Annotated in this window: 32 protein-coding genes, 1 tRNA gene, 1 rRNA gene and 1 CRISPR repeat array; of the genes, 19 read left to right on the top strand and 15 right to left on the bottom strand. The window is 51.4% G+C overall.

Annotated features, from left to right (window positions below; all coding sequences use genetic code 11):
* From JCM11216_RS12075 to JCM11216_RS19675, 3 genes are all read right to left on the bottom strand, one after another.
* Window positions 1-1123, bottom strand: a 16S ribosomal RNA gene (locus tag JCM11216_RS12075); the annotation flags it as partial.
* A 184-nt stretch (window positions 1124-1307) separates the two neighbouring features.
* A complete protein-coding gene (locus JCM11216_RS19680; protein WP_243676250.1) occupies window positions 1308-2264 on the bottom strand; it encodes a hypothetical protein in 957 nt (318 codons plus the stop codon).
* A gap of 285 nt (window positions 2265-2549) precedes the next feature.
* Window positions 2550-4166, bottom strand: a complete 1617-nt coding sequence (locus JCM11216_RS19675) for a DEAD/DEAH box helicase (protein WP_243676249.1) — start codon at window positions 4164-4166, stop codon at window positions 2550-2552.
* Window positions 4167-4994: 828 nt separating this feature from the next.
* Here JCM11216_RS19675 and JCM11216_RS19670 point away from each other — a divergent pair.
* Both JCM11216_RS19670 and JCM11216_RS19665 read left to right on the top strand, forming a co-directional pair.
* Window positions 4995-5195 carry a hypothetical protein gene (locus JCM11216_RS19670; protein ID WP_243676248.1) on the top strand — a complete coding sequence of 67 codons (201 nt, stop codon included), beginning with the start codon at window positions 4995-4997 and terminating at the stop codon, window positions 5193-5195.
* 522 nt (window positions 5196-5717) lie between these two features.
* Window positions 5718-5858, top strand: coding sequence for a hypothetical protein (locus JCM11216_RS19665; protein WP_243676247.1), 141 nt, complete (start codon window positions 5718-5720; stop codon window positions 5856-5858).
* Between the two features lie 6 nt (window positions 5859-5864).
* Here the strand turns inward: JCM11216_RS19665 and JCM11216_RS19660 are convergent, their stop codons facing one another.
* Window positions 5865-6125, bottom strand: coding sequence for a hypothetical protein (locus JCM11216_RS19660; RefSeq protein WP_243676246.1), 261 nt, complete (start codon window positions 6123-6125; stop codon window positions 5865-5867).
* Window positions 6126-6166: 41 nt separating this feature from the next.
* A complete protein-coding gene (locus JCM11216_RS12065; protein WP_243676245.1) occupies window positions 6167-6826 on the bottom strand; it encodes an EVE domain-containing protein in 660 nt (219 codons plus the stop codon).
* Window positions 6827-7018: 192 nt separating this feature from the next.
* Between JCM11216_RS12065 and JCM11216_RS19655 the strand changes: the two genes are divergently transcribed.
* From JCM11216_RS19655 to JCM11216_RS19640, 5 genes are all read left to right on the top strand, one after another.
* Window positions 7019-7225, top strand: a complete 207-nt coding sequence (locus JCM11216_RS19655) for a hypothetical protein (protein WP_243676244.1) — start codon at window positions 7019-7021, stop codon at window positions 7223-7225.
* Window positions 7177-8694 (top strand): cytochrome ubiquinol oxidase subunit I, encoded by a 1518-nt coding sequence (locus JCM11216_RS12060; RefSeq protein WP_243676243.1) that lies wholly within the window; start codon window positions 7177-7179, stop codon window positions 8692-8694. Before JCM11216_RS19655 ends, JCM11216_RS12060 begins: the two co-directional genes overlap by 49 nt.
* A 112-nt stretch (window positions 8695-8806) precedes the next feature.
* Window positions 8807-9307 carry a hypothetical protein gene (locus JCM11216_RS19650; protein ID WP_243676242.1) on the top strand — a complete coding sequence of 167 codons (501 nt, stop codon included), beginning with the start codon at window positions 8807-8809 and terminating at the stop codon, window positions 9305-9307.
* Between the two features lie 3 nt (window positions 9308-9310).
* A complete protein-coding gene (locus tag JCM11216_RS19645; protein WP_243676241.1) occupies window positions 9311-9853 on the top strand; it encodes a hypothetical protein in 543 nt (180 codons plus the stop codon).
* 19 nt (window positions 9854-9872) lie between these two features.
* Window positions 9873-10031, top strand: a complete 159-nt coding sequence (locus JCM11216_RS19640) for a hypothetical protein (protein ID WP_243676240.1) — start codon at window positions 9873-9875, stop codon at window positions 10029-10031.
* Between the two features lie 146 nt (window positions 10032-10177).
* On the opposite strand, the gene JCM11216_RS12050 is transcribed toward JCM11216_RS19640, so the two are convergent.
* The gene (locus tag JCM11216_RS12050; protein WP_054854353.1) at window positions 10178-10375 is read right to left on the bottom strand and encodes a hypothetical protein; all 198 of its coding nucleotides are present in this window, start codon (window positions 10373-10375) and stop codon (window positions 10178-10180) included.
* Between the two features lie 183 nt (window positions 10376-10558).
* On the opposite strand from JCM11216_RS12050, the gene JCM11216_RS19635 reads away from it, so the two are divergent.
* Both JCM11216_RS19635 and JCM11216_RS12045 read left to right on the top strand, forming a co-directional pair.
* Window positions 10559-10798 carry a hypothetical protein gene (locus JCM11216_RS19635; RefSeq protein ID WP_243676239.1) on the top strand — a complete coding sequence of 80 codons (240 nt, stop codon included), beginning with the start codon at window positions 10559-10561 and terminating at the stop codon, window positions 10796-10798.
* Complete coding sequence (locus tag JCM11216_RS12045; protein ID WP_054854352.1) at window positions 10744-11070, top strand: hypothetical protein; 327 nt, start codon at window positions 10744-10746, stop codon at window positions 11068-11070. The genes JCM11216_RS19635 and JCM11216_RS12045 overlap by 55 nt, the downstream gene beginning before the upstream one ends.
* A 238-nt stretch (window positions 11071-11308) precedes the next feature.
* On the opposite strand, the gene JCM11216_RS19630 is transcribed toward JCM11216_RS12045, so the two are convergent.
* A complete protein-coding gene (locus JCM11216_RS19630) occupies window positions 11309-11575 on the bottom strand; it encodes a hypothetical protein (protein ID WP_243676238.1) in 267 nt (88 codons plus the stop codon).
* 157 nt (window positions 11576-11732) lie between these two features.
* On the opposite strand from JCM11216_RS19630, the gene JCM11216_RS12040 reads away from it, so the two are divergent.
* The 7 genes from JCM11216_RS12040 (at window position 11733) to JCM11216_RS12020 (ending at window position 14020) form a co-directional block, all read left to right on the top strand.
* Entirely contained in the window at window positions 11733-12140 is a 408-nt protein-coding gene (locus JCM11216_RS12040; protein ID WP_054854351.1) for a hypothetical protein, read from the top strand.
* Entirely contained in the window at window positions 12137-12418 is a 282-nt protein-coding gene (locus tag JCM11216_RS12035; protein WP_054854350.1) for a hypothetical protein, read from the top strand. The genes JCM11216_RS12040 and JCM11216_RS12035 overlap by 4 nt, the downstream gene beginning before the upstream one ends.
* Window positions 12397-12858 carry a hypothetical protein gene (locus JCM11216_RS12030; protein ID WP_054854349.1) on the top strand — a complete coding sequence of 154 codons (462 nt, stop codon included), beginning with the start codon at window positions 12397-12399 and terminating at the stop codon, window positions 12856-12858. Before JCM11216_RS12035 ends, JCM11216_RS12030 begins: the two co-directional genes overlap by 22 nt.
* 39 nt (window positions 12859-12897) lie before the next feature.
* On the top strand, window positions 12898-13071 hold the full coding sequence (locus JCM11216_RS19625) for a ParA family protein (protein WP_243676237.1): 174 nt from the start codon (window positions 12898-12900) through the stop codon (window positions 13069-13071).
* Between the two features lie 22 nt (window positions 13072-13093).
* A complete protein-coding gene (locus JCM11216_RS12025; RefSeq protein WP_243676236.1) occupies window positions 13094-13615 on the top strand; it encodes a hypothetical protein in 522 nt (173 codons plus the stop codon).
* Between the two features lie 64 nt (window positions 13616-13679).
* The gene (locus tag JCM11216_RS19620; protein WP_243676235.1) at window positions 13680-13832 is read left to right on the top strand and encodes a hypothetical protein; all 153 of its coding nucleotides are present in this window, start codon (window positions 13680-13682) and stop codon (window positions 13830-13832) included.
* Window positions 13829-14020 carry a hypothetical protein gene (locus tag JCM11216_RS12020; protein WP_243676234.1) on the top strand — a complete coding sequence of 64 codons (192 nt, stop codon included), beginning with the start codon at window positions 13829-13831 and terminating at the stop codon, window positions 14018-14020. The genes JCM11216_RS19620 and JCM11216_RS12020 overlap by 4 nt, the downstream gene beginning before the upstream one ends.
* Here JCM11216_RS12020 and JCM11216_RS19615 read toward each other — a convergent pair.
* Genes JCM11216_RS19615 through JCM11216_RS19605 form a run of 3 tightly spaced genes read right to left on the bottom strand, consistent with a single transcriptional unit; the run spans window position 13989 to window position 15527 of the window.
* Entirely contained in the window at window positions 13989-14687 is a 699-nt protein-coding gene (locus tag JCM11216_RS19615; RefSeq protein ID WP_243676233.1) for an ATPase, T2SS/T4P/T4SS family, read from the bottom strand. The two genes, JCM11216_RS12020 and JCM11216_RS19615, sit on opposite strands and share 32 nt — an antisense overlap.
* Window positions 14687-14908 carry a hypothetical protein gene (locus JCM11216_RS19610; RefSeq protein ID WP_243676232.1) on the bottom strand — a complete coding sequence of 74 codons (222 nt, stop codon included), beginning with the start codon at window positions 14906-14908 and terminating at the stop codon, window positions 14687-14689. Before JCM11216_RS19610 ends, JCM11216_RS19615 begins: the two co-directional genes overlap by 1 nt.
* 13 nt (window positions 14909-14921) lie before the next feature.
* Complete coding sequence (locus JCM11216_RS19605; protein ID WP_243676231.1) at window positions 14922-15527, bottom strand: hypothetical protein; 606 nt, start codon at window positions 15525-15527, stop codon at window positions 14922-14924.
* An 88-nt stretch (window positions 15528-15615) separates the two neighbouring features.
* On the opposite strand from JCM11216_RS19605, the gene JCM11216_RS12010 reads away from it, so the two are divergent.
* The 3 genes from JCM11216_RS12010 (at window position 15616) to JCM11216_RS12000 (ending at window position 16610) form a co-directional block, all read left to right on the top strand.
* Complete coding sequence (locus JCM11216_RS12010; RefSeq protein WP_054854347.1) at window positions 15616-15972, top strand: hypothetical protein; 357 nt, start codon at window positions 15616-15618, stop codon at window positions 15970-15972.
* Complete coding sequence (locus JCM11216_RS12005) at window positions 15969-16187, top strand: hypothetical protein (protein ID WP_243676230.1); 219 nt, start codon at window positions 15969-15971, stop codon at window positions 16185-16187. The genes JCM11216_RS12010 and JCM11216_RS12005 overlap by 4 nt, the downstream gene beginning before the upstream one ends.
* A 228-nt stretch (window positions 16188-16415) precedes the next feature.
* Window positions 16416-16610, top strand: coding sequence for a hypothetical protein (locus tag JCM11216_RS12000; protein ID WP_054854345.1), 195 nt, complete (start codon window positions 16416-16418; stop codon window positions 16608-16610).
* A 5-nt stretch (window positions 16611-16615) separates the two neighbouring features.
* On the opposite strand, the gene JCM11216_RS11995 is transcribed toward JCM11216_RS12000, so the two are convergent.
* The 5 genes from JCM11216_RS11995 to JCM11216_RS11985 all read right to left on the bottom strand — a co-directional run bounded on the left by JCM11216_RS11995 (window position 16616) and on the right by JCM11216_RS11985 (window position 20738).
* Window positions 16616-17074 carry a hypothetical protein gene (locus JCM11216_RS11995; RefSeq protein WP_243676229.1) on the bottom strand — a complete coding sequence of 153 codons (459 nt, stop codon included), beginning with the start codon at window positions 17072-17074 and terminating at the stop codon, window positions 16616-16618.
* The gene (locus JCM11216_RS19600; RefSeq protein WP_243676228.1) at window positions 17061-17390 is read right to left on the bottom strand and encodes a hypothetical protein; all 330 of its coding nucleotides are present in this window, start codon (window positions 17388-17390) and stop codon (window positions 17061-17063) included. The genes JCM11216_RS11995 and JCM11216_RS19600 overlap by 14 nt, the downstream gene beginning before the upstream one ends.
* Entirely contained in the window at window positions 17387-17863 is a 477-nt protein-coding gene (locus JCM11216_RS19595; protein ID WP_243676227.1) for a hypothetical protein, read from the bottom strand. The genes JCM11216_RS19600 and JCM11216_RS19595 overlap by 4 nt, the downstream gene beginning before the upstream one ends.
* Before the next feature lie 168 nt (window positions 17864-18031).
* A CRISPR array of direct repeats spans window positions 18032-19688; the repeat unit is 25 nt; unit sequence CTTTCAATATTCTATTGAAATCTTC.
* A 380-nt stretch (window positions 19689-20068) separates the two neighbouring features.
* Window positions 20069-20302, bottom strand: coding sequence for a hypothetical protein (locus JCM11216_RS19590; RefSeq protein WP_243676226.1), 234 nt, complete (start codon window positions 20300-20302; stop codon window positions 20069-20071).
* A 317-nt stretch (window positions 20303-20619) separates the two neighbouring features.
* Window positions 20620-20738 (bottom strand) — tRNA-Pro (locus JCM11216_RS11985).
* Window positions 20739-20833: the final 95 nt, after the last annotated feature.

The raw sequence follows: 20833 nt of genomic DNA, 5'->3' as shown, positions 1-20833 counted from the left end.
TCTCGCTCGTTGCCGGACTTAACCGGACACCTCACGGCACGAGCTGACGACGGCCATGCACCTCCTCTCAGCTCGTCCGGCAAGGTCGTTAGCCTGGCCATCATCCTGCTGTCGCCCCCCCGGGTAAGGTTTCCGGCGTTGACTCCAATTAAGCCGCAAGCTTCACCCCCCCTTGTGGTGCCCCCCCCGCCAATTCCTTTAAGTTTCAGCCTTGCGGCCGTACTCCCCCCCAGGCGGCGGGCTTAACGGCTTCCCTCCGCCACTGGGCGGGCTCTAAGCCCGCCCAACAGCTAGCCCGCATAGTTTACAGCTGGGACTACAGGGGGTATCTAATCCCCCCCTTTGCTCCCCCCCCAGCTTTCGCCCCCCCTCACCGTCGGGCGCGTTCCAGCCGAGCGCCTTCGCCACTGGTGGTCCTCCCGGGATTATCGGATTTCGCCCCCCCTACCCCCCCGGGAGTACCCTCGGCCTCTCCCGCCCCCCCAAGCCCGGTAGTATCGCCCCCCCGGCCCACGGGTTGAGCCCGTGGATTTCAGGGACGACTTACCGGGCCGGCTACGGGCGCTTTAGGCCCAGTAAGCACCCCGACCACTCGCGGGGGGGCTGGTATTACCGCGGCGGCTGACACCAGACTTGCCCCCCGCTTATTCGCCCGGCTTTTGCACCGGGCAAAAGCCGCCCTCTTCGGGCGCACTCGGGGGTGGCCCCCCCGTCACGGTTTCCCGCATTGCGGAGTTTTCGCGCCTGCTGCACCCCCCCGTAGCCTGGGCCCTTGTCTCAGTGCCCATCTCGGGGGCTCCCGCTCTCACGGCCCCCCCCACCCGTCTTCGGCTTGGCGGGCCGTTACCCCCCCGCCAACTACCATGATGGGCCGTGCCCCCCCATCCTCGGGCGGACCACGGTAGATCGACCGTGATCCCCTTTCGGGGAAGGGGCCTTCCAGCGCCCTTCCCCTATGGGGGGGGATTGGCCCCAGTTTCCCGGGGGGGTTGTCCCCCCTCCCGAGGGTAGGTTAGGCACGTGTTACTGAGCCGTGCGCCACGCCCGGCGGTCCCCGGGCGTACGACTCGCATGGCTTAGCCCCACCCCGATAGCGGTCGGGTCCGGCAGGATCAACCGGTTTCTTGGGGGGGATGGGGGGGGTTTGTTCGGGGGGGGTTGGGTTTGGGTGTGGTTGGGGGGGGTTGGATCATCCCCCAACCTTCCGCCCGGGCTGTTCCCGGGTGGTTTGGTTGGGGACTCATTGTGCGGAGGTATCCTTGTTTTTTGTGTTTTATAAGTTTTTTCTCCGTGGTTTTTGGTATTACTTATTCGTTCCAGAAGGGTTTTGTTCGTTGGTATTGTCGTTCTGCTTCTAGGATTTGTTGGTAGAGTTCTTGTTCTGTTTTGGCTTTTGGTAGGATTTTTCTTATTGCTGTTGTTGGTCCTACTCCGTGTGCTGCTAGGGCTGTTATGGCTTTTTTGCCGTATTGTAGGACTGCCAGTGCTGTTTGTGTTAGTTCTTGCCATTTTTCCTGTTCCTCCTTTGTTAGTCTTTGGTTTCTCCTTGCTTTCCTGGCTATTTCGTAGGTTCTTCGTGGGTCTTCCCCGTACTTCAGTACGGCTATTTGCCTCATTCCGCATCTTGGGCATTTGACTTGTTCTTGTATGTACTTGACCTTGGTTGTTGTGTGCCATCCGCAGTTTAGGCATAGTAGTGTTACTTCTCTTTCCTCGATTCTTTTCTTTAGTAGTTGTAGTATTGTGGTTGTTGGTATTCCCTGGACTGCGGTGTCTACTTTGCTTGCTTGGTTTATTATGTGTTGGGCTGTTGGTGTGTATTGCTCGGCTTTGATGATCCTTACGCTCATGCTTCCCTCCCTGATTTTGTTTATTATTTGCTTGAAGGGTGTTGGGTTTATTTTTTCGGTGAGTACCTCCCTGATGACTTCCCTATCCACGACGGTGTCCCTGAGGGTGGCTGCCAGCCTCTCGATGTTCACGTCCACGGACTCCCTCGGCAGTACTCCGAACCTCCTTGCTACGTGTATGAACCTGTACTTATACAGCCTGGTGCTCCTTATGGCGTCTCTCAATTCCTCATCAACGTAGTCTGGGCTTTGGTTTAGGGCCTCGGTTATTGCCTGGGGGGGTGGTATGCTTATTGGTGTTGTTATGAGGACCCTGTATGGGTCTGTGACGTAGGTCACGGCGACCCTATACCTCTGCCCAATGTGCCTGGCGAGGTATAGGCTAGTGCCTGGTTTCCCTTGGTGCCTAGGCATGCGTGGATCACGGCATCCCTACCCCCCTCCACTCGATGATTACTGCGTTGGTGAATTCCGTTACCTCCGTACCTGCCTGTTGTCTCAGTTCCTCGATGAGTGGGTTAGGGACCTCCCTCGTTGGGTATTTTGCCAATGCCGTGGCTGGGTCTGCGCCGTTGGCTATGGCGTTTATTAATTCCTCCCTCAGCCTGCATACTTCTTGGGCTACCTCGGTTGGTACTGGTATTTCCTCGCCGATCCAGGTGGGTACTGCGTTTAGGATTTGGTTCAGTGGTTCTAGGACTACCTCCCCCCCTTCTCGTGGTCTATGCCGACTATTCTCCAGGGCTTGCCCGCCAGTATTATCTGTGTGCCTGGCTCCGTGGTTTCCACGAATTCCTCGTCTAGCTCGCCTATTGCCTTGTTCGTGATCATGTCCCTCGCCCTGTAGTGTTTTTGGTCTGGTATCATGGAGATGTTCTCGAAGTAGTACCTGTGGAGTCCCCCCCTCCTTGGGGTTATTGTTCCGTCCTCGTTGATCCTGACGAGTCTGTTGCCCTCCATGAACCTCAGGACGTCCATGAGCTCCTCAGGCGTTAATTCCCTGTATGGGTGTGCCCTCCTCACTGTGCCCAAGACATCACCCACAGTCAATGCCCTGCCCTCTATCTTGGCTTCAATCACCATGCCGGCGACCTGGTGGTGGAGTACGTCGAGGGCCTTCTCGTGGTACTCAACCTCCCTCTCCAACTCGTTGTTTAGGGCTTTTCTGGCGATTACGAGGGATTCGAGGTAGTCGTCGGTGTCCCTGGCAATTACGTAACCGACGGCCCTCCTACCGAGCCTATGCCCGCTCCTGCCGACCCTCTGGATTAGCTTTGTGACTTGCCTCGGGCTTGAGTACTGTATTACGGCGTCTACGTGCCCAATGTCGATGCCGAGCTCGAGGCTTGATGTGGTGACCACGGTCCTAACTCTACCACTCCTCAGGCCCTCCTCAAGGCCCTCCCTCTCCTCCTTGTCTAGTGATCCGTGGTAGACGCCCACGGCGTTGTTGCCGAGCATCCTACCGAGTCTATGCCCCCCCAGTAGTTCTGCCTCGTCCCTTGTGTTTGTGAAAATTAGTGTTGCTCTATGTCCACTCACTATTTCGGTGATCCTCCTGAGCCTCGCGGCTGTTTCGGGCATTGTGTTTAAGTCCTCGGCTAAGCCCACGTCCTCCTCAGTGGCCTCTGGGTACTCCACGTTTATCTCCATCTCCCTACTCACGTCCACGCTCACCACCTCCACTTGCCTACCCACGCCTGCTAGGAATTGGCTGGCTAGTTCGGTGTTTCCGATGGTTGCGGAGAGCCCAATCCTCTGGTACTCGCCGGCTATGTTCGCGAGCCTCTCCAGGGCTATGGATAGTTGGGCGCCCCCCCTCTCGTCATTCATCAATTCATGGAGTTCATCAACCACCACCCACCTAACGTTCCTGAGCGCCCTCCTCATACTCCTCATTACTAGGATTACCTGGAGTGTCTCTGGCGTGGTTATGAGTATCGTGGGTGGTTCCCTAACCTGCCTCCTACGCTCGCTCTCCGGTGTGTCGCCGTGCCTAACTGCCGTGGTTATACCCAGCCTATTGGCTATTTCCCTGAGTCTGACGTTCACGTCCCTATTGAGGGCCCTCGCTGGCGTTATGTAAATCGCCGCGACACCGCCAGTCGAGCCCCCCCCACTCAGTATCTTGCTCATTATTGGGAACATGGCTGCCTCGGTCTTGCCGCTTCCCGTGGGCGCGGTGATTAGGACATTGGCGCCGTTGAGCACCCTGGGTATGGCCCTCTCCTGGACTGGCGTTGGCTCTAGGTAGCCGAACTCCTTAATTGCATTCACAAGCCTTGGGTGTAGGTACCTACTCCAGAAATTGCTCATTAATCCGCCCCCCCGGCAAGGGGGGGGTTGTTTTTCCCGGGTTTTATGAGTCTGTCTGCCCTGGGGGGTGATCCTAAGTTGGGATGTTAATGATTACGATGGTTCTCAGACTACTCAATGGGGGCCTTGTTGGTATTTGCTTGCGCTTTTGGTGTGCTTGTGTTCTTCCTAGCCCCCCCCTTGCCTGCTTTTTGTTTGGTTTCAGATTCGCTTGGTTACTAACCCGCATTCATGTGTAGTCTCGGCCTGCGCTCATTGCTTTTTCTTAACCTCGGTCATGTCTGGCGCTGGCAATCGTTGATGTCATTGCATTAACCCATTCCAACCAACCTCGGTTCATTGAATACGCTGGGCAGGGGGGGTATCCGCGGCCCATTAACTGGCTAAGTAACCACGGTGGCCGTAATAACAAGTGGTGGAGCATACACAGCAATAAACTCCTGAGCCGAAATCAAGGTGTGGCCCATGTGAAAATCCTGGGTTTGAGTCCTGGTTGGGGGGGCCAGCCGTTAATATTTCTTTGTGATTGGCAATGAGTGGGTGATTAGGTGTTGTCGACTTGCTGGTTGATGTGATTAATTATGTGGAGGGTGCTGGGAATTATAGGTATGGGGGGGTCCTTTAATGTTTAGGCTCTAAGTGTTGGGAGCTACGGTGATTACTAAGCCCTTAATTTAATAAACCCCCTGGGATGTGGGTATGTGTGGTATTGATTTTCATTGAACATGATGTGGGTGGGGGGGTCTATAAATTATAAATAATTATAATTATTATTAATGATTTAACTAAAGGAAATTTTATAAGTAAAATGATCTGGTGGAGACTTGAATGGTTCGAAGTCGGCAGAGGCGATTGGTTCGTGAGACGTTAAATGACTTTATAAATGAGGCGTTTAGGGTAATTGCCTATGGCAAGGTGGGTTCCATGAAGGGAGACGACGCTCTTGATGTTCTGTGGGAGTTATTGGTTAATATTGATTATGAGGTAAAGAGGAGTAGGTGTTCGCGGATTAAGGCGTTAATGAACTAAGTCTCTCCCTCGGCAACCAACTGGGTTGCTAAGGGGATGGTGGCTTGCGCATTGATGATTAGCCCATGTATTTATGGAACGCCTAATCTTCCTTCCTGATGCATGGTCCATGGCGCATCATCCTCGTGAAATCCATGCTGCCCAGCCTACTTTGGCAGCTACGTAAACCTACATGGGTGAGGGGGTTAGTTAATTCACGTGGTTACACCCATAGGGTGATGCCAAACCCAGAGGCTTAACCAGTGGGTGGGGTGTCGATGATTACGTAATAATCACCTAGCCTTAATCCATGACCCCCCCTTTTCCCTATTCACGTTGAGTGTGGCCCTATGGGTTTGAACTGTGTCCTTAATCATTGTGAGGTATGGCTCCTCAAACCCCTAAAAGCGCCATTAACGCCATCACTAGGGTAGTAATCGAGGATTCAATCATTGATGCGTAAACCAATGAATAATGCGTTAGTAATCCCTCACCGATTCTGTCGGTTACGTGGCCAAATACTGCGCCGCCCGGGGGGGCCTGGTGAGCAGGGTCGATGAGTGGGAGGCTAATATGAGTGGGAGTCGGCAATTAGGTTTATTGTTGGGTGAGAAGTACATGTCGAGGACCGAGACTATGAATATGGCCGGGGTTAGTCGAAGGCATCAACCGTTCAACCAATGACGTTCTTCAGTCCTTATCCAACATCACGAACTCCCTAACCAACTCACCATGATTCCTAAGGTCCCGGACAAGCCCACTAAGCTCACTAAGCAGTATTACCTTAACCCTCCTCCTAAGCTCATGGAACGAACCCCTCAACACCCTCTCCAGCGTCTCCCTGGCATTCTCATCCTCAACAATGGCGTATAGCCTGACGCCCCCTCCACTTGTCCCTCGCGTGCTTAAGCCTAGCCAATGCCTGCTCGGGGGGGTTATCAACAACCTCAAAGACGGCTAATGGTGCTAATCCATCCTTGTACTCATCCTCATTACCCCCACCAGGCAAGGTCAAGCCTATACTCACCCGCATCCACGTTACTGACTGGGTAATAACCAAATAACTGGGCTGCCTCCTTCAATAACGTCACCGCCTCGCTAATGCCCTGGACCTCGGCACCTGCCTTGACACCCGTTGAACCAACCCCCCCACCAACAACTTCCTTAGTACCGCCCTTTGGAGTCCCCCCCAAAACCTCGATCACGGGCTTGGGCATTGATTGGCTCCTCAACTCATTAATTATCAACTCCGCATCCTCAACGGGCATCGGCATGGCCCTGGGGTTGGATGGATCCACGGAGTGCAGGGCCTCGGTAATGCTCCTCCTACCCCCCCTGGTGAACGATAGTTTATTGGCGATTCTTCCAAGCTCAACCCTACCCAGGGCTATTGGCTTGACCTCAACTACGTGGGACCAATCACTCAACTTCCTACTAGCCTTAACCCAATCACTAACAACCTCGAAGACCCCCCCCACGAAGGACTTGCAGTAGGACTTACAACCGAAGCCACTTACGAATAGCACCAAGCGTGTGCCGGGCCTGACCCTAGTCATTAATAAGCCACACTCTGGGTCACGGCAACCGAACAGGCCCGCCTCGACAATGCCCATGAAGACCCTCTCCCTCGCAATGACAAGCCAGTAATTCACGGGTAATACGTAGCTAGGTAGAGAAAAACTTTTGCTGGGGTTGTGCCACGTCGTATTCGGATGAATAACATTGAATAACAAAATAAATCCAAGCCCTATCGCCACTGAATTTAACTGGAAACTACCAACTATAATGAAATAACCAATACCCAAGCACTTTTAATTAAGGGGCTAGGTAATACCATGACCTAGATGACTAACTCAACCCTGGGAGTGCTTAGTGAGATTTACGTGCATAGCACTAACGTTAGTAACGCAATGGTCATGACCATAATCGGCATTTACCTACACGCGGTCTTCGTATCATTCACGCTGGGCTTCCCACTGGCCATACTCGCCTGGCTCATTAAGTGTACAGGACTGGCGACGCATTATTCCTCAATTACTCCAAGACACTGACCATGGTTTGGACCGTGAACTTCGCCCTCGGCGCCGTCACGGGCACGATAGTGGAGTTCGGGCTACTGGACATCTGGCCAACGAGCATACTACTCTTCTCCTCCTCAGCCTTCATTCCGCTCCTATACGAAGCCACCATAGCCTTCATAGGCGAGGCGGTTCTCGTGGTGCTCTTTCTAATTGCCATAGGCAGATGGAGGGCGAGGTACACACTCAGCATATTAATCGCGGCCTGGCTCCTCGGCTCACTCTCAGGGTACTTCATACTAACGGCGAATGCGTGGATGAACGTTCCCTGGGGGGGAATGGGCGGGATACCACACGCGTTATACCCATTCCTACCGAGCTACGGTCCAGACGCCGCAAACCTAACCGCGACACTAAACCTAGCCGCACTCCTCCTGCACTACACGGTAGATGGCACGGGTTCGGTCGCCCTAACAAGCACAAACTTCACATCACTGGTTGGTACATACCTAACGAATCCATGGCTACCCATGGTTAACCCAGACGCCGTAGTGACCACGCTACACACATTATTTGCAGCCTACGCAATTGGCGTCGGGGCAGTGGCCCTGGCTATATCGATTAGGTTCTTCAGGACCCACGACAGTAAGTACACCAAGCTACTAAAGCCCCCCCTCCTCTGGATACTCGCTGTGGTACTCCTCATCGAGCTCATAGTCCTTGGTCACTTCATGGGCGATGCGGTTGTCACGTACCAACCACCCAAATTCACGGCACTAACCACACTGACGGGAGGCCCAGGGGGGGTCTATGGGTATGAGTACTACGACCCCCCCGTGGAAGCGTTATTCGCCTACGGCAACCCATACCACCCACTCTACGGGTTCCAATACTACCTAAGCCAATGCAGGACACTGGGCAACACCACCTTTGGCCAACTCTACGGCGAGCTCGACCCAGGGATGCTGAGCTACCTCGGGCCCCCCCTGGCCAACGTGACACTGGCCCAGAACTGTGAGGCCGCGGTTCTCTCCCTGGAGCCGTTGGCGCCTTTAGTAAGTGTGTTTTACTACACAATGATTGGTGCGGGAATACTACTCGCCATAGCCGCAGTACTTGCCCTATTCACATACCTCGTGAGGGCACCCATTCTATCGGCAATAACGGACTTCATAAACAACGAAATACTGGGCGTATTAATAGGCGCCGACAATGTAATGCCCTTCCTGGCCTCGGCAATGGCTGTGTTATCGGCCATAGCAGCCACGGCTGGGTGGGCCGCGAGGGAGGTTGGTAGGCAGCCGTGGACGGTCTATGGCTTGATAACCACGAATGAGGTCGTAACGAGTGACGCAATAACGCCGGGCTTCGTGGCCTTCGTGGTCGCCATACTACTTACGATAGCTGTTGTGGGGGCCCTGGCCATGTATTACGTGGCCACGAGACCAAGCCTACTGGATAGGGTTAGGGAGTTGGCTGGGGGGGTGGGTGGTCATGAGTAGTTACCTCGCCCTACTCTCCTTCGCCGTGCTTGGCTTCGCCCTGGAGATGCACCTGGTCTTCGTTAACGTGATAATAGGGGGGCTACAATACTCACGGTAATAACAAGGTACCTTGCCTACCTACGCAGGGACAGGCCTTGAGGCTGTTGCCAGGGACATGTTCAGGCTCATGGTTGTGACGGAACTCTTTGGCGGCGTTTGGGGGGGCACGATACTGACCGTGTTCATGGCGGGGGGGCTCTTCCCATCAATGACTGCGATATTCACGAGGGTTTACTTCTACCCAATAGCCATAGCCCTCGTCGGCATACTACTGAGCATACCGCTCATAGCCATCTACTGGCACCTATGGGGGGGTAGGGTCGGCCCAAGGACCCACAGCCTAATCGGCGTATCGCTCGCCATATCCGTACTCCTCGTACCAGTGGGCTTCAGGTACTTCTTCGCGGGCCTCGACTACCCACAGTACGCCACTGCCAACCCACTAACCGCCCTCTCAAACCCAGTATACCCACCACTCATTGTGCATACGCTCATTGGCGCCATGGACATTGGGGCCTTCGTAACAGCCTCCGTATTGGCGACCAGGAGGAACATGAACCCGGAGGCGTGAGGATTGCCCTTGGGACTGGCCTGGTCCTACTCGTGCCGCAGTCCATCGCGGGGGGCTTACTACTTCACGGTGCTCGAGAGGTACGACCCATACATAGTGAGCAACATAGCAGGCCCACTGCTGGGTTATGACCCAGGCACCGCCCTGTTCTACCCAGCCTTCTATACGGCCATAGCCCTAACCATAGCCCTGGGCGTCACGGCCCTATACGCCTTCTACGCCGTGATGAGGGGGGGTAGGGTCGTCAGGCCGGCCGTAATTAGCACGGGCATACTGGCGGAGGTAATACTCGTGCTCATGGAGTACGTTAACGACGGCTCCAGGTACCCATACCTATTCATAAGCGGTGGCTCAGGCATACCAATAACCCAATTACTAAACACGCTCATACCGCTGCCCCCTAATCGCCATGTACACGATGCTCCTCTCGACGATTATATTCACGGCAATATTCACGTTGGCGCTATACTACGCCATAATAAGGAGACTACTACCAGAGGAGTGAGTTTACTTCGTTCCATTAAACAAAACCTAAATGATCTTTAACGCCCATTATCCAGAGCTGATGCCCAATAGAGCCCGCGACCCAGCCAACGCACTTACCCAGGACGCTGCAGTAAATGCGCCATCCATAATAAGCGGTAGCAAGTTACCCAGCGACTGCGCAATTATTCAAAGCCCAGCCCACATCGTGGGTGGGCCTATCGCTCACAGGAAGCATTAACCTGACCGCTAGGTCGAGCCATCATTGAGTAGGGTTAGGACCTCGGTGATGAGTGTGCGGGTTAATTAATCGTTACTTAAATACCATAGAGTGTTGGTGAACCGGAAAGCCGAACCCTGGGCACCCTCAATCAATCTCCCTCACGCTCAATGCAGTCCCCCAGTGGTGAATGAGCCTGCCAGGGGGGGCACTAGGACTGGCAGCAAACCCACCGGCCTAGCGCATTGGTGAGTCGTGATGTCGTCATCCCCATCTCTAGCGGAAACCATTGCGTCACAAAGCGCTTCCGGTGGTATTAATGCCACTGTGGGTATTGTCAATACCCGGCGGGTTTGCCCCCTCATTAGGTGAAGTTATTTAAAAATCTCGTCATTAACCATCGAAATGCTTTTATTTAGGGCTAAACATAGTTTTACTGATGATTTGGAACTTAACTGTTGATGATTCATACCATTGGACTAAGGCACGCATTGATTATGAATTCATCGGACTAATCGACAATGCAGTCAATAAATGGGTGATCAACGATGGTCAAGGTCCTGGTCAGTGACAATAACCCAACCTGCCCGGACACAGACAACCTTGACATAATTAATTACTGGTGCACGGCACTAAGCAACTTCAAGGGGGGGTTCGACCTAATCTTCGAGAGGCCGATCACGGACATTGCCTGGATAATCCTACGGCCAAGCCTCGACATAGACGCGGTGCTATGGATAATAGAGGATTCGGGGGGCTTGAGGAGTACTTCGACGCGACGGTACTAACGCCAGGCTGCAACACACCCGGCATAGTAATTCTAGTGCCCAGGGAGGCCAGGAAACTCGCTGAGTTATATAAACCGCAGATACTGAGCCTAGGCTCAATAACCTGCAATACACCAAGCAAGGAATCCTTTAATGCGTGGATCAACGTCGTGGAGGGACTAATAAGGAACATAGGCCCCGAGGAATTAACCAGACATGCAATGAGGGTACTCGGCCAAGCCCCCAGAGCACACCCACGCAATGCAAAGGGCCCATGGATAATGAATAAATAGGCCCGCCACGCAACAAAGACGAAATAACGCAATCCAGCATGAAAATGGTCGGGAGAATAAACGAACTAATAAGTAAGTGGCAGGGCAAAATACGGGGGGGTAGCCCCCCCATTCACAGTAACCAGGCCAGGCGTTAATAATGATGACGCCAGCATTATTTTAACCCATGAAAAATACATGCAAGGTTATGAGGCGGTTATAGTAAGGGGGGGTTCAGCCAATGAACCGCTGGTACCATTCAATGTAATAACGATTGTGTATGTGACACCAGGCTCAACACCAGCGCACTGACCAACAAAGCCATAATTACCGCCGGCAATGACCGTGGCGCCAATGCCATTCCAGGAGCAGTTGAGTACCGAGCCATTGGCCCATAAACCTTAACGCCACTAATCGTCAACTGCGTTGCGCCGGCATTATAGATATTGATTGTCACCACGCCCGTGGACGCCGACATGCTGCCTGAAACCTCAACCTCAGGGGTATTAAGGGCGCGCTGGCTCATGGATTTCGCGCGTGGTAAAGAAGCATTATTAAAGCCACGCCAACGACGATGAGGACAGCTGCGATGATGACTGAAACCAACGGTGACAACTCACCGCGGCTGGGCATAATAATTCTATAGAGGCATTCCTTATTAAGTATTATCTATACATAGACGCATGGGCTTAACCACGGTCAAACCCTGGTTCAGGACCAGGCTTGAGGAGGCACTACTAATAACCTTGGCAACCCCGTTATTCCTCACCCAACCAATGATTAGGGTCATAGACACGCTGGTCAGTGAGGCTCAAAGGCTCGGCTTCGATCACTCATTAATTAGGCGATTACTAACTGCCAGGGCTGCCATGATGATGAATGAGCCAATCACGAAGTACGTGGGTGGGTTTGGTAACGTGCTCGAGGCCATGGTTAACGCCGAGAGATTGGGTGTTGAGCCTGGCACGGCCGTGCTTTACGTAATTAGGGAGCTCGATGATTACCTTAGCAGGTTGAAGGGCGATTACAGGGACTTGGTAATGCTTCTGGACACACTTACCATAATTACCCTAGCCATAACCCCCCCATGACTATAGTCCTCGTAAGCAGAGCCTTGGGTATCGACCCAACGATATACCTAGCAATGACCTACACCACAGCGGCTCCAATGATTGCATTACTATGTTGGAGCTTGGATGCGGGCCTCATGGCAATTGATAACCACCTACTGAAACGCCTGGGTCTCGCTATAGTACCGGCAATACCCACATACATAATGACGAGGTCCATAGCATTTGCATGGATTGCGCTCTCCACGGCCTTCCTAGGCCTAAGCCTGGCTGGTACATGGACAAACTCAACTCACTAACTGGGGGGGTGAGGCGCACAGCGATTAGTAAGGTAATGAGGGCATCCGTGATCCCAAGACTAACGCAGGCCCGGTCGAGGAATTGGCTTGAGGAATTTATCAATGAGTTTACCAGGACAATAGTAATCACGGGCATGGGCAGGCCCGACGTGCTTAACGTGGCCGTGACATCACTATCCCACGTGATAAACACAATAATGGACTCCAGGAGGGTTGGTTATGCGTCGCTCGTAATATCGACATCATTCATGGAGACCCTACTAATCATAGCGAGACTCCTAGCGACCCAGGTAATCGGCGGCGCCTACATACTACAGTTAATGCTCCCAACAATAATCCTGGGAGGGTTCATGAGCGGTTACGTACTTGACTCGGTGACCACGGGCATATACACCACGGTACCCCTAGTAATCACGTACATAGCCCTGACAATGACATAACCAGTAAAGCCTTAATAGGGCGTCACGCATAATACGGCTATGTTAACAGTACTGTTCCTGAGCGGTAAGGGTGGTGTTGGCAGGACATTAATAATTACGAGCCTAGCCACCGCACTGGCAATGAGGGGGGGTTACAGGGTTTGGGTCGTAGACCTGGACCCAAACGCCACTGCATCCCGAGTCCTTGGCGTTAACACCCCCAAGCAACGTTAATGGGGGGGCATTGACGTACCTAATGGGCATCACGAAAAGTATCAAGGTATCAACCGCATTCATAGGGGGGGATGGCACGGTGGGCAGTATAAAGGTCGTACCGCCAGGTACCTCACCAATTGCAAACCCATACAATGGATTACCAAGCGTGTCAGTACTAAACTCGAGGGTCTCATCACTAATTAGGGGGGGAATCAATAGTTACAGGGCTAGGCCCAACTTCGTACTAATAGACACGCCGGCTTTATCATTTACGCTGAACCCGGGGGGGCTCCTAACGGCGCTGGTGAGCAATGCCGATGCCATAACCCTGGTGGCCACTGACGAACCCGGCGGCATGGGGTGGCTCGGCAACACGCTGGAGCAGGCATCTAGCGTGAGCCCAGGGAAGGAGTACGTACTAGTTCTCAATAAGTTATCAAGCCTGAGGGGTGGGCTCGACATTGGGGTTAAAAACACGGTTAAAATACTTAGGAACCCCCCCGCCATCGAGGCAGCGTGGCGTCTAGGCTCAATACCCTACCTAGTCAAGGACTCGGGCTAAGTCAGTTCAGGAAAGCAATTGATGAGTTAACGGCATTACTTGAGAGACTAAATGCCGAGAGGGCTTGGGTGAATTCATGAGACTACTTCGTAGGAGGAACACGTACCTGGAGGAGGATGAGGAAATCACGGGGGGGCTAATGATGAGGATAAGCAATAGGCCAAGGCTTAGGTCGAGGGCGTCAGTCCAAGCAGGGACGCGGTGGAGATATACGTGAATAATGGATTAAGGGTCCTAGAGCAGGCATTAAGGAACCTGGGCGCGACTGATGATGAGGTAAGGAAGGCCATTAACCTCGGCAGGAAGGCCCTAATTAGTAGTTACCCAAATCCCATGGACATCAATGAGTTATCTAGGCAATTACTGGCTAGGGTCAGGACTCCTCAAAAACAACATCGGTCCTAACCTCCTTCGGCATTACCAATCCCCCCCTGGCACTATGAAACAGGGCAATCAACCTAACCCACTCGGCCTCGCCAATTTCGAAACCAGAGTAATGCCTAAGGAACGCCTCCCTATCATTAACCTCCCTAACCACGAAGTCCTCACCAACATGCCCACCCAGAAACCTAATCAACACATCCTCACGTAGGGCCCCCCCATCCCAAGCAACCACGGGCTTGCCGCCATCCACAATCCACACGCCCACGACCCTCCTAACTACCTTACCATCCACCTCAAACCTGCCCATGAGCACAACCAACAGCCTAACCAGGTCAACGGGCACCCCCCCATACTCCCTAAGCCTAACGATAGCCTCCTCAACACCGCCAGCATGCATGGTGGTTGCACCACCCACCTGCCCACTCATGATTGCGTGTAGCCAAGCCCTAGTGTCCTCCGGGCCTCTAACCTCATTAATAAATACGTAATCAGCACCAACCCTAAGCGCATGGACAAGCCTCTGGAAGAGCGGTATAGACTTAACACCGGCCCCCCCACGGCCCTCACGACTGAGTAGGGGGGGAATGACGCTACCTGCATAATCACTAACCAACTCCTGGGGGGGTAGTAATACCTCGTCTATGTCCTCGACCTTGGCAATCACCGTGCTGGGCGGCAAGGCCGACATCAGGCTGCGGACATGCTCGTCTTCCCAGAGCCAGCGGGCCCTATTATGAGTATTGGAGTACCGACCTCGAGGGCAAGCCACAGGTAGGACGCGAGCCTGGCATCTATTGAGCCTAGCCTAATCATGTCAATGAGCTTCCAGGCCCTGGTGGGGGGGAAGACCCTGATACTCACCCTTGTCCTATCTGTCACGTCAAATGAGTCAACACTAACCCTAAGCATTGGCCTATGGCCCCTATCGTAGGTCTCCACAGACGGATTGTAGTAATTTGGGTAGACCCCCAGTCCTATCACCAATCACATTAATTAGCAAATCAACCTCAAAGCCGCTGGGTACGACGTTTGACTGGCAATTACCGAGGCTACTCAACTTAAAGTGAACCCTGGCATTGGGCGTCACGTAGATATCCGTGAGGCCGACCTCATCACCAACCATCATAACGGGCTCAAGAGCCCCATAACCATACAAACCCCTAAACAGGAGCGCCGCCCACCTATTCAAGTCCTCACTGGACACACCAACGCCAACATCCCTAAGGTAGGCGCCGGCCTCAATCCTAAGGGCATTAATCACCGCATCCTCAAAGCCCAAACCCCCCCTGGAGACCTCCCTAATGACCAACTCTCTAACCCCGGGCATGTGACGGGTAATAAAACGCTCAAGATCAAACGAACCAACTCCCGGGAGCACCAGGTCACCAACATCAACAAAGCACCCACTACCCCCCCATACCGTGCTGTACACAGTCACAGTACTTGGGAAACCACGAAAAGAGACCCTACGACTGAGCACGACCTCACCATCAATCGCACCGGTGGTGCGACTGTGGAACAAGCCCATGGGAAGTCGTGGGTAAACCCCCCCTTAATAAGCAGTGAGTCCCCCCCATAGGGTAAAATTAATTAATGCAAAGGCCCATTGATTAATTATGTTTAGGCTCGGGGGGGACAGGAAAAGGAAATTACCAAATAACGAAGTAATTGAGGAGGAACTCACGATAAATAACGAGGACAAGGACGAGTTCGGACTAGCCCAAAACCCAACCCAACCGAATAATCCGCCGCAAATTCCTCACCAACAAAATTTGACGGACCTGAGGAGCTACATAGACGAGCTTAGCAGGAGGATTGAGGAGGTAATGAGCATTAAGAATGACCTAGACAAACTCACGCAGATGAGGCCCACGATAGAGAACTACATAAACACGTTGAATGAGGTCGTGAAAACCCTGGGCGAGATAGAAAACCTACTGAACAAGCTTGAGGAGCTCAGGAGGAGGCTATGACGGTGATAACGGTCACAAGCGGCAACGTGGGTGGCGTGGGGGGGAAGACAACAATAACGCTAGCCCTAATGATGAGTACGAAGAACGTGGCATACATAGACCTAAGCCCAGACAACCGCTCCCTATCCCTACTCCTGGGCCTGAACCCTAGGATTGATGTAATAGACAGCGTGCGTGGTGGTAAATACATGATGTATGTGAGGATGGTAACATAGTCATACCAATAAGGCACAGGGAGTATCTGGAACTTAGGCAGTTAGGTGAGGTAGCACCAACTGAGGTGCAGAGGATGCTCAGGCTCTGGAGAAAACATTGGTTAGTAAGTACGGTGTGGAGAACCTCGTGGTAGACACAATGAGCGTGGTTAACTTAGGGCTAACCCTCGGCGCCGTAGAAACCGCGGACAAGCTACTGGTGCCACTAACCAGGGAGAGGGAGGGGGGTTGATAAGGAGGTCAATACCTAGGGTTGGTGTTAAGCACGTAATCTACGCCTTGAACATGGTCAAGGAAGGCGTAAAAATAAACAATGCAGCTGCCGTAATACCTTACGTGGAAGGAACAAGTAACCAACTGGAGGTTGCTGAGAAAATAAGGGGGGGTTACATTAGGGATTTGATGAGGGTCGTTCTCGAGTAACTGAGCTATACTAGCGATGATAGGTGGTTCATGACCATACCCATGAACGCATTAAGTGCCGCCGCCACAGTTGACAAACCAACTGAGTTAAGCACTGCTGGTAATACGCCCATCAACAACACGAAGACGACGCCCATGGCCGTCAACGCACCAATTATTCGCCTAATACTAGACCACTCAATGAGTGAGTAACCAATCAGCGACTGGACAAGGGCCAGGAAGCCTATGAGACTTAGGCCTGCTATGGTTATTAAGATAAGCACGGCCGCCACAAAGGCCATGAAGTCAACGGCACCATTAACAACGCCCTGAATTGCACTCTCGGCGGTGGCGAAGGGGGGTTTGTGGCATTCGTGGTGAGCAACACCGTCATGGTGGCAGTACCAATTAAGCCCCCTAATTAAGGTTAGGCGACGTGAAGGCCGCGATGCACCGGGGGGGACAGCGCACTTAACGCCTAACAACCCTAAACAACCTAGTCAATGCATTATCCGCGAAACCAAGTCTATTGAGGTAAAACGGCCCAATGAGGCTCCTAGCCATTGTCACCAACTCCTCGATAGGCTTCGTATACGGCATTAAGGCGTAGTACCACTTCTGCGAGACCTCAACGCCGATTATGGCGTAGGGGGGGTCCCAACGGGCCACGAGCTTAGCCCTAACGCCATTAACCACGAACTGCCTACCAACCCTCTCAAACCTACCCTCACCCCCCCGGAAGCCAAGCTCATTAACCAACTCACTGAATGTCCTGAAGTTCGTGGGCTCCCCCCCAATCACGAAGAAGGGGGGGACTCAGGCGTGACCTTTAGATAATGCCCACAGCCCTCCATGGAAGCCCTATTACAAACCTTAACAACCCTACTGCCTGGGTAGGCCTCGAGAACCCTCTCAGCAGAGACCACGGAGTCAGGCTCATAGGAACTAACAACAACGAGCACGTCAGCCCTACCCAACAAATCAACAAACTCAGGCTGGGCAATACTCATTGGAGGCAGGTCAACAATGGCGAGGCCGCTATAGTCCTGGGGGGGAGGCAAGCCCTGCCTGACCTTCACCATCCTAGACAACCTATTAACACCATCAACGAAGTCACTAAGGTAGTAATAAACGCCAGTACACACACCGAGACTACACGAGTAATCAAACAACTCATGACCAAAGCCCCTAAGCGAAAGAATAGCCGATAGGCCAAGGGCAACCGTACTCTTCCCCGTCCCTCCCTTCGAACCACTCGTAACAACTATCAGCATTCCAATTGTGTTCGTCTCAAGACAGTATTTATATTTCTTTTGTCTATATGCACCATTAAGTATTACTTACGTATTTGGGTCAGTGAGTCACGGCGGTGCCAACCTCTCCATGGGGGGGTACTTGGGTGGGTTTACCCAGGGAATTTGCCCGCTTTTGCCTTTTTGGCGCTCATGCAATTCTATTGAAATCTTCTAAGTATGAGTAAGGGTGATACGAAGATAACCATGACCCTGAATATTGACTTTCAATATTCTATTGAAATCTTCGCTATGGAGAATAAGGACGTATGGCAAATACATGATACTCAACCGCTTTCAATATTCTATTGAAATCTTCAGTACAACAACTCAACCTTTTTTCAAAACTCAAGCTCCGTAGGGACCTTTCAATATTCTATTGAAATCTTCCTTGTTGATTCCATTGCAATACTACCAATGCAGCCATTAAACATCTTTCAATATTCTATTGAAATCTTCGTATGACGTAATAAATAAGTACATACAGGATTGGGTCGATATTGCGAATCTTTCAATATTCTATTGAAATCTTCTGTGGATGGGCAACGCATAAAAGGAAAATTCCTTTTCGAAATCTTTCAATATTCTATTGAAATCTTCGTACCTACCCATCAGGCTTTTCACAATAAAAGCCCTAATTATCTTTACTTTCAATATTCTATTGAAATCTTCTATAGGGAAAGTGATGAAATCGAGAACCTGGAATCTACGCAGATGCTTTCAATATTCTATTGAAATCTTCGAGATAAAGACGCAGTAGACACGCACATTGAAGATATGATGTTTGTCTTTCAATATTCTATTGAAATCTTCAGAAGGATGGCGAATTAAAAGTAAAGATAAATCACAAGAATGCACTTTCAATATTCTATTGAAATCTTCAGCCAGGCCCTTGACTCCTACATGGTTTGTGTGAGCCTTTCCTGGGCTATTCTTTCAATATTCTATTGAAATCTTCGTCCCCCCCACCCGCGTATTCTAGGCGTATTCCCAAACCAGGGGCTTCTTTCAATATTCTATTGAAATCTTCGTATTATTTTCGACCCATTCACTGGCGAGGTAATACCAATCAAGGCAACTTTCAATATTCTATTGAAATCTTCATATGGCATTGTTAGGGTGAATCCAAATGCCTGGCGAATGCTTCTTTCAATATTCTATTGAAATCTTCACGATGATAACTCCATTAGTTGCTTCTTATTAAGTTTCACGTACGTCACCTTCAATATTCTATTGAAATCTTCGTTTTAACGCTCCTTGGCGTTTTGTTGCCACCGTTGCTTGTTGTCTTTCAATATTCTATTGAAATCTTCTGTATTCGCTCTTGCGAGAGGGAAAAACCAACATGTAGCCTGCTTTCAATATTCTATTGAAATCTTCGTATGTGGTCAATTGGCTGGCATGTACACCTGCCGAATATAACGGCTTTCAATATTCTATTGAAATCTTCTAATAGAAGTTTCTCTTGAAAGTAATGATAAGTCAGTAAGAAAGTATACTTTCAATATTCTATTGAAATCTTCAACGTCATCGTGGTTCCAGGAACACGAAAAAGCCATATTGATTGGCGCCTTTCAATATTCTATTGAAATCTTCTAGAGAGTTCAAGCACGGTTGAAAACGCATCACTAACCATGACAAACTTTCAATATTCTATTGAAATCTTCTAATGCCCAAATATCACTGTCATGCCCTGGCCACCTCTTTTAGACCACTTTCAATATTCTATTGAAATCTTCGGTGTTCCGCGGAAACGCACGGGAAAAGCCCTATTCGCAATGACTTTCAATATTCTATTGAAATCTTCCGACTCGCTACTTTATTAGGTCCTTTATAAGTGTTACCCTAGCCCTCCGCATGGTCACCATTGGAACATTAATCCCCCCCATGAACGTTCACGACGCATATTTATTCCCACGATTCCCACGAGACAGTATTGCTTGTCCCATCGTTCATATTCAATTTCACAAAAACGTACTTGTTCCTACGGTGCTTTCACCATGCATGGTGTATTGTACCTTGGTTGGATAATGGCTCACAGTCCTTCGAAACTCACCACATACCCAGTATTTCCCTGTATGTTGTTTCCCGTGGTACTTCCTCGCGGTGTTTTGTGCGTATTTCGCAAGGGCCCGGTGTCCTCCTTAGGGCAATTCTTGATTGAACCTGGCGGTGCGTAGTCCATGATTAATGCGGGGGGGGTGGTTGGTTAGGGCTAATGCTCAGGAGCTTTGGGCGTTCCTTGGTTATAATTAGTACGTATATTGCCGTTGTCGCGATTACGTCGATCATTAATGACGTGAGTATTGTGGACGTGTTAAGTTCGTAAGTTCCCAAAGCGCCAGGCCGTGAATAACGAGCAAGTAGGTCGGCGAGGTCGTTGAGGCGTTCGCTGTTGGTTTCAAAGCCCAACCTATCCAATGAACCAGGGCCGGCTATGGAATAGGTATGGTTAAGGCAGTGTTGTAAGTTTATCTTTTAGAGGCGCGCTAATCAGTCATATCGGTGGCATTACGCATAATGGGGGGGAGGTAATTCTACAAATAAAGGAGGGCTCAATTTTGATAATCTGAACATTGCGTAGCGTAAATAGTGAAAGGCGGTTACAAATGAGGGGGGGTGGGGGGGCTTAATTTAGTCCTGTAGTAGTATTATGGCCGACGTAGCACTTAGTCAGGGTATATTGAGGGTGACTTGCCTCGGTATCGACTATCCGTGTGAGTAACCATCAATCGTGGTGGGGGGGCCGCGGGATTTGAACCCGGGATCACTCGGGCTCGCGTCCTTCCCTAGATCCCGAGCCGAGCTTCGGGCGTGGTTGAACCCACGTATCCTAGCCAGGCTAGACTACGGCCCCGCGCTCAATGTGTTATTTCGCGTCTTTTAAGTTTTCCTTGCCTTACCTGGTGTGGTTAATTTGGGGCTTTATTTAATTAATTATTTAAATAAATA

The organism is Vulcanisaeta distributa JCM 11216, from assembly GCF_001315985.1.
GTDB classification, from domain to species: domain Archaea; phylum Thermoproteota; class Thermoprotei; order Thermoproteales; family Thermocladiaceae; genus Vulcanisaeta; species Vulcanisaeta distributa_E.
Note: the sequence above shows the minus strand (reverse complement) of the source record. Positions and strands in the feature narration are given on the sequence as shown.

Coding starts and splice junctions, on each gene's coding strand:
- JCM11216_RS12040 (WP_054854351.1), top strand. CDS start 11,733: ATGGGCTTAACCACGGTCAAACCCTGGTTCAGGACCAGGCTTGAGGAG.
- JCM11216_RS12050 (WP_054854353.1), bottom strand. CDS start 10,375: ATGAGGGGGCAAACCCGCCGGGTATTGACAATACCCACAGTGGCATTA.
- JCM11216_RS12025 (WP_243676236.1), top strand. CDS start 13,094: ATGGGCATCACGAAAAGTATCAAGGTATCAACCGCATTCATAGGGGGG.
- JCM11216_RS19670 (WP_243676248.1), top strand. CDS start 4,995: ATGGTTCGAAGTCGGCAGAGGCGATTGGTTCGTGAGACGTTAAATGAC.
- JCM11216_RS19675 (WP_243676249.1), bottom strand. CDS start 4,166: ATGAGCAATTTCTGGAGTAGGTACCTACACCCAAGGCTTGTGAATGCA.
- JCM11216_RS19595 (WP_243676227.1), bottom strand. CDS start 17,863: ATGCTGATAGTTGTTACGAGTGGTTCGAAGGGAGGGACGGGGAAGAGT.
- JCM11216_RS12035 (WP_054854350.1), top strand. CDS start 12,137: ATGACTATAGTCCTCGTAAGCAGAGCCTTGGGTATCGACCCAACGATA.
- JCM11216_RS19655 (WP_243676244.1), top strand. CDS start 7,019: ATGACTAACTCAACCCTGGGAGTGCTTAGTGAGATTTACGTGCATAGC.
- JCM11216_RS19605 (WP_243676231.1), bottom strand. CDS start 15,527: ATGGGCTTGTTCCACAGTCGCACCACCGGTGCGATTGATGGTGAGGTC.
- JCM11216_RS19635 (WP_243676239.1), top strand. CDS start 10,559: ATGGTCAAGGTCCTGGTCAGTGACAATAACCCAACCTGCCCGGACACA.
- JCM11216_RS12045 (WP_054854352.1), top strand. CDS start 10,744: ATGGATAATAGAGGATTCGGGGGGCTTGAGGAGTACTTCGACGCGACG.
- JCM11216_RS19630 (WP_243676238.1), bottom strand. CDS start 11,575: ATGAGCCAGCGCGCCCTTAATACCCCTGAGGTTGAGGTTTCAGGCAGC.
- JCM11216_RS19610 (WP_243676232.1), bottom strand. CDS start 14,908: ATGCTTAGGGTTAGTGTTGACTCATTTGACGTGACAGATAGGACAAGG.
- JCM11216_RS19680 (WP_243676250.1), bottom strand. CDS start 2,264: ATGCCTAGGCACCAAGGGAAACCAGGCACTAGCCTATACCTCGCCAGG.
- JCM11216_RS19625 (WP_243676237.1), top strand. CDS start 12,898: ATGTTAACAGTACTGTTCCTGAGCGGTAAGGGTGGTGTTGGCAGGACA.
- JCM11216_RS19615 (WP_243676233.1), bottom strand. CDS start 14,687: ATGTCGGCCTTGCCGCCCAGCACGGTGATTGCCAAGGTCGAGGACATA.
- JCM11216_RS12010 (WP_054854347.1), top strand. CDS start 15,616: ATGTTTAGGCTCGGGGGGGACAGGAAAAGGAAATTACCAAATAACGAA.
- JCM11216_RS19640 (WP_243676240.1), top strand. CDS start 9,873: ATGCCCAATAGAGCCCGCGACCCAGCCAACGCACTTACCCAGGACGCT.
- JCM11216_RS12030 (WP_054854349.1), top strand. CDS start 12,397: ATGGACAAACTCAACTCACTAACTGGGGGGGTGAGGCGCACAGCGATT.
- JCM11216_RS12005 (WP_243676230.1), top strand. CDS start 15,969: ATGACGGTGATAACGGTCACAAGCGGCAACGTGGGTGGCGTGGGGGGG.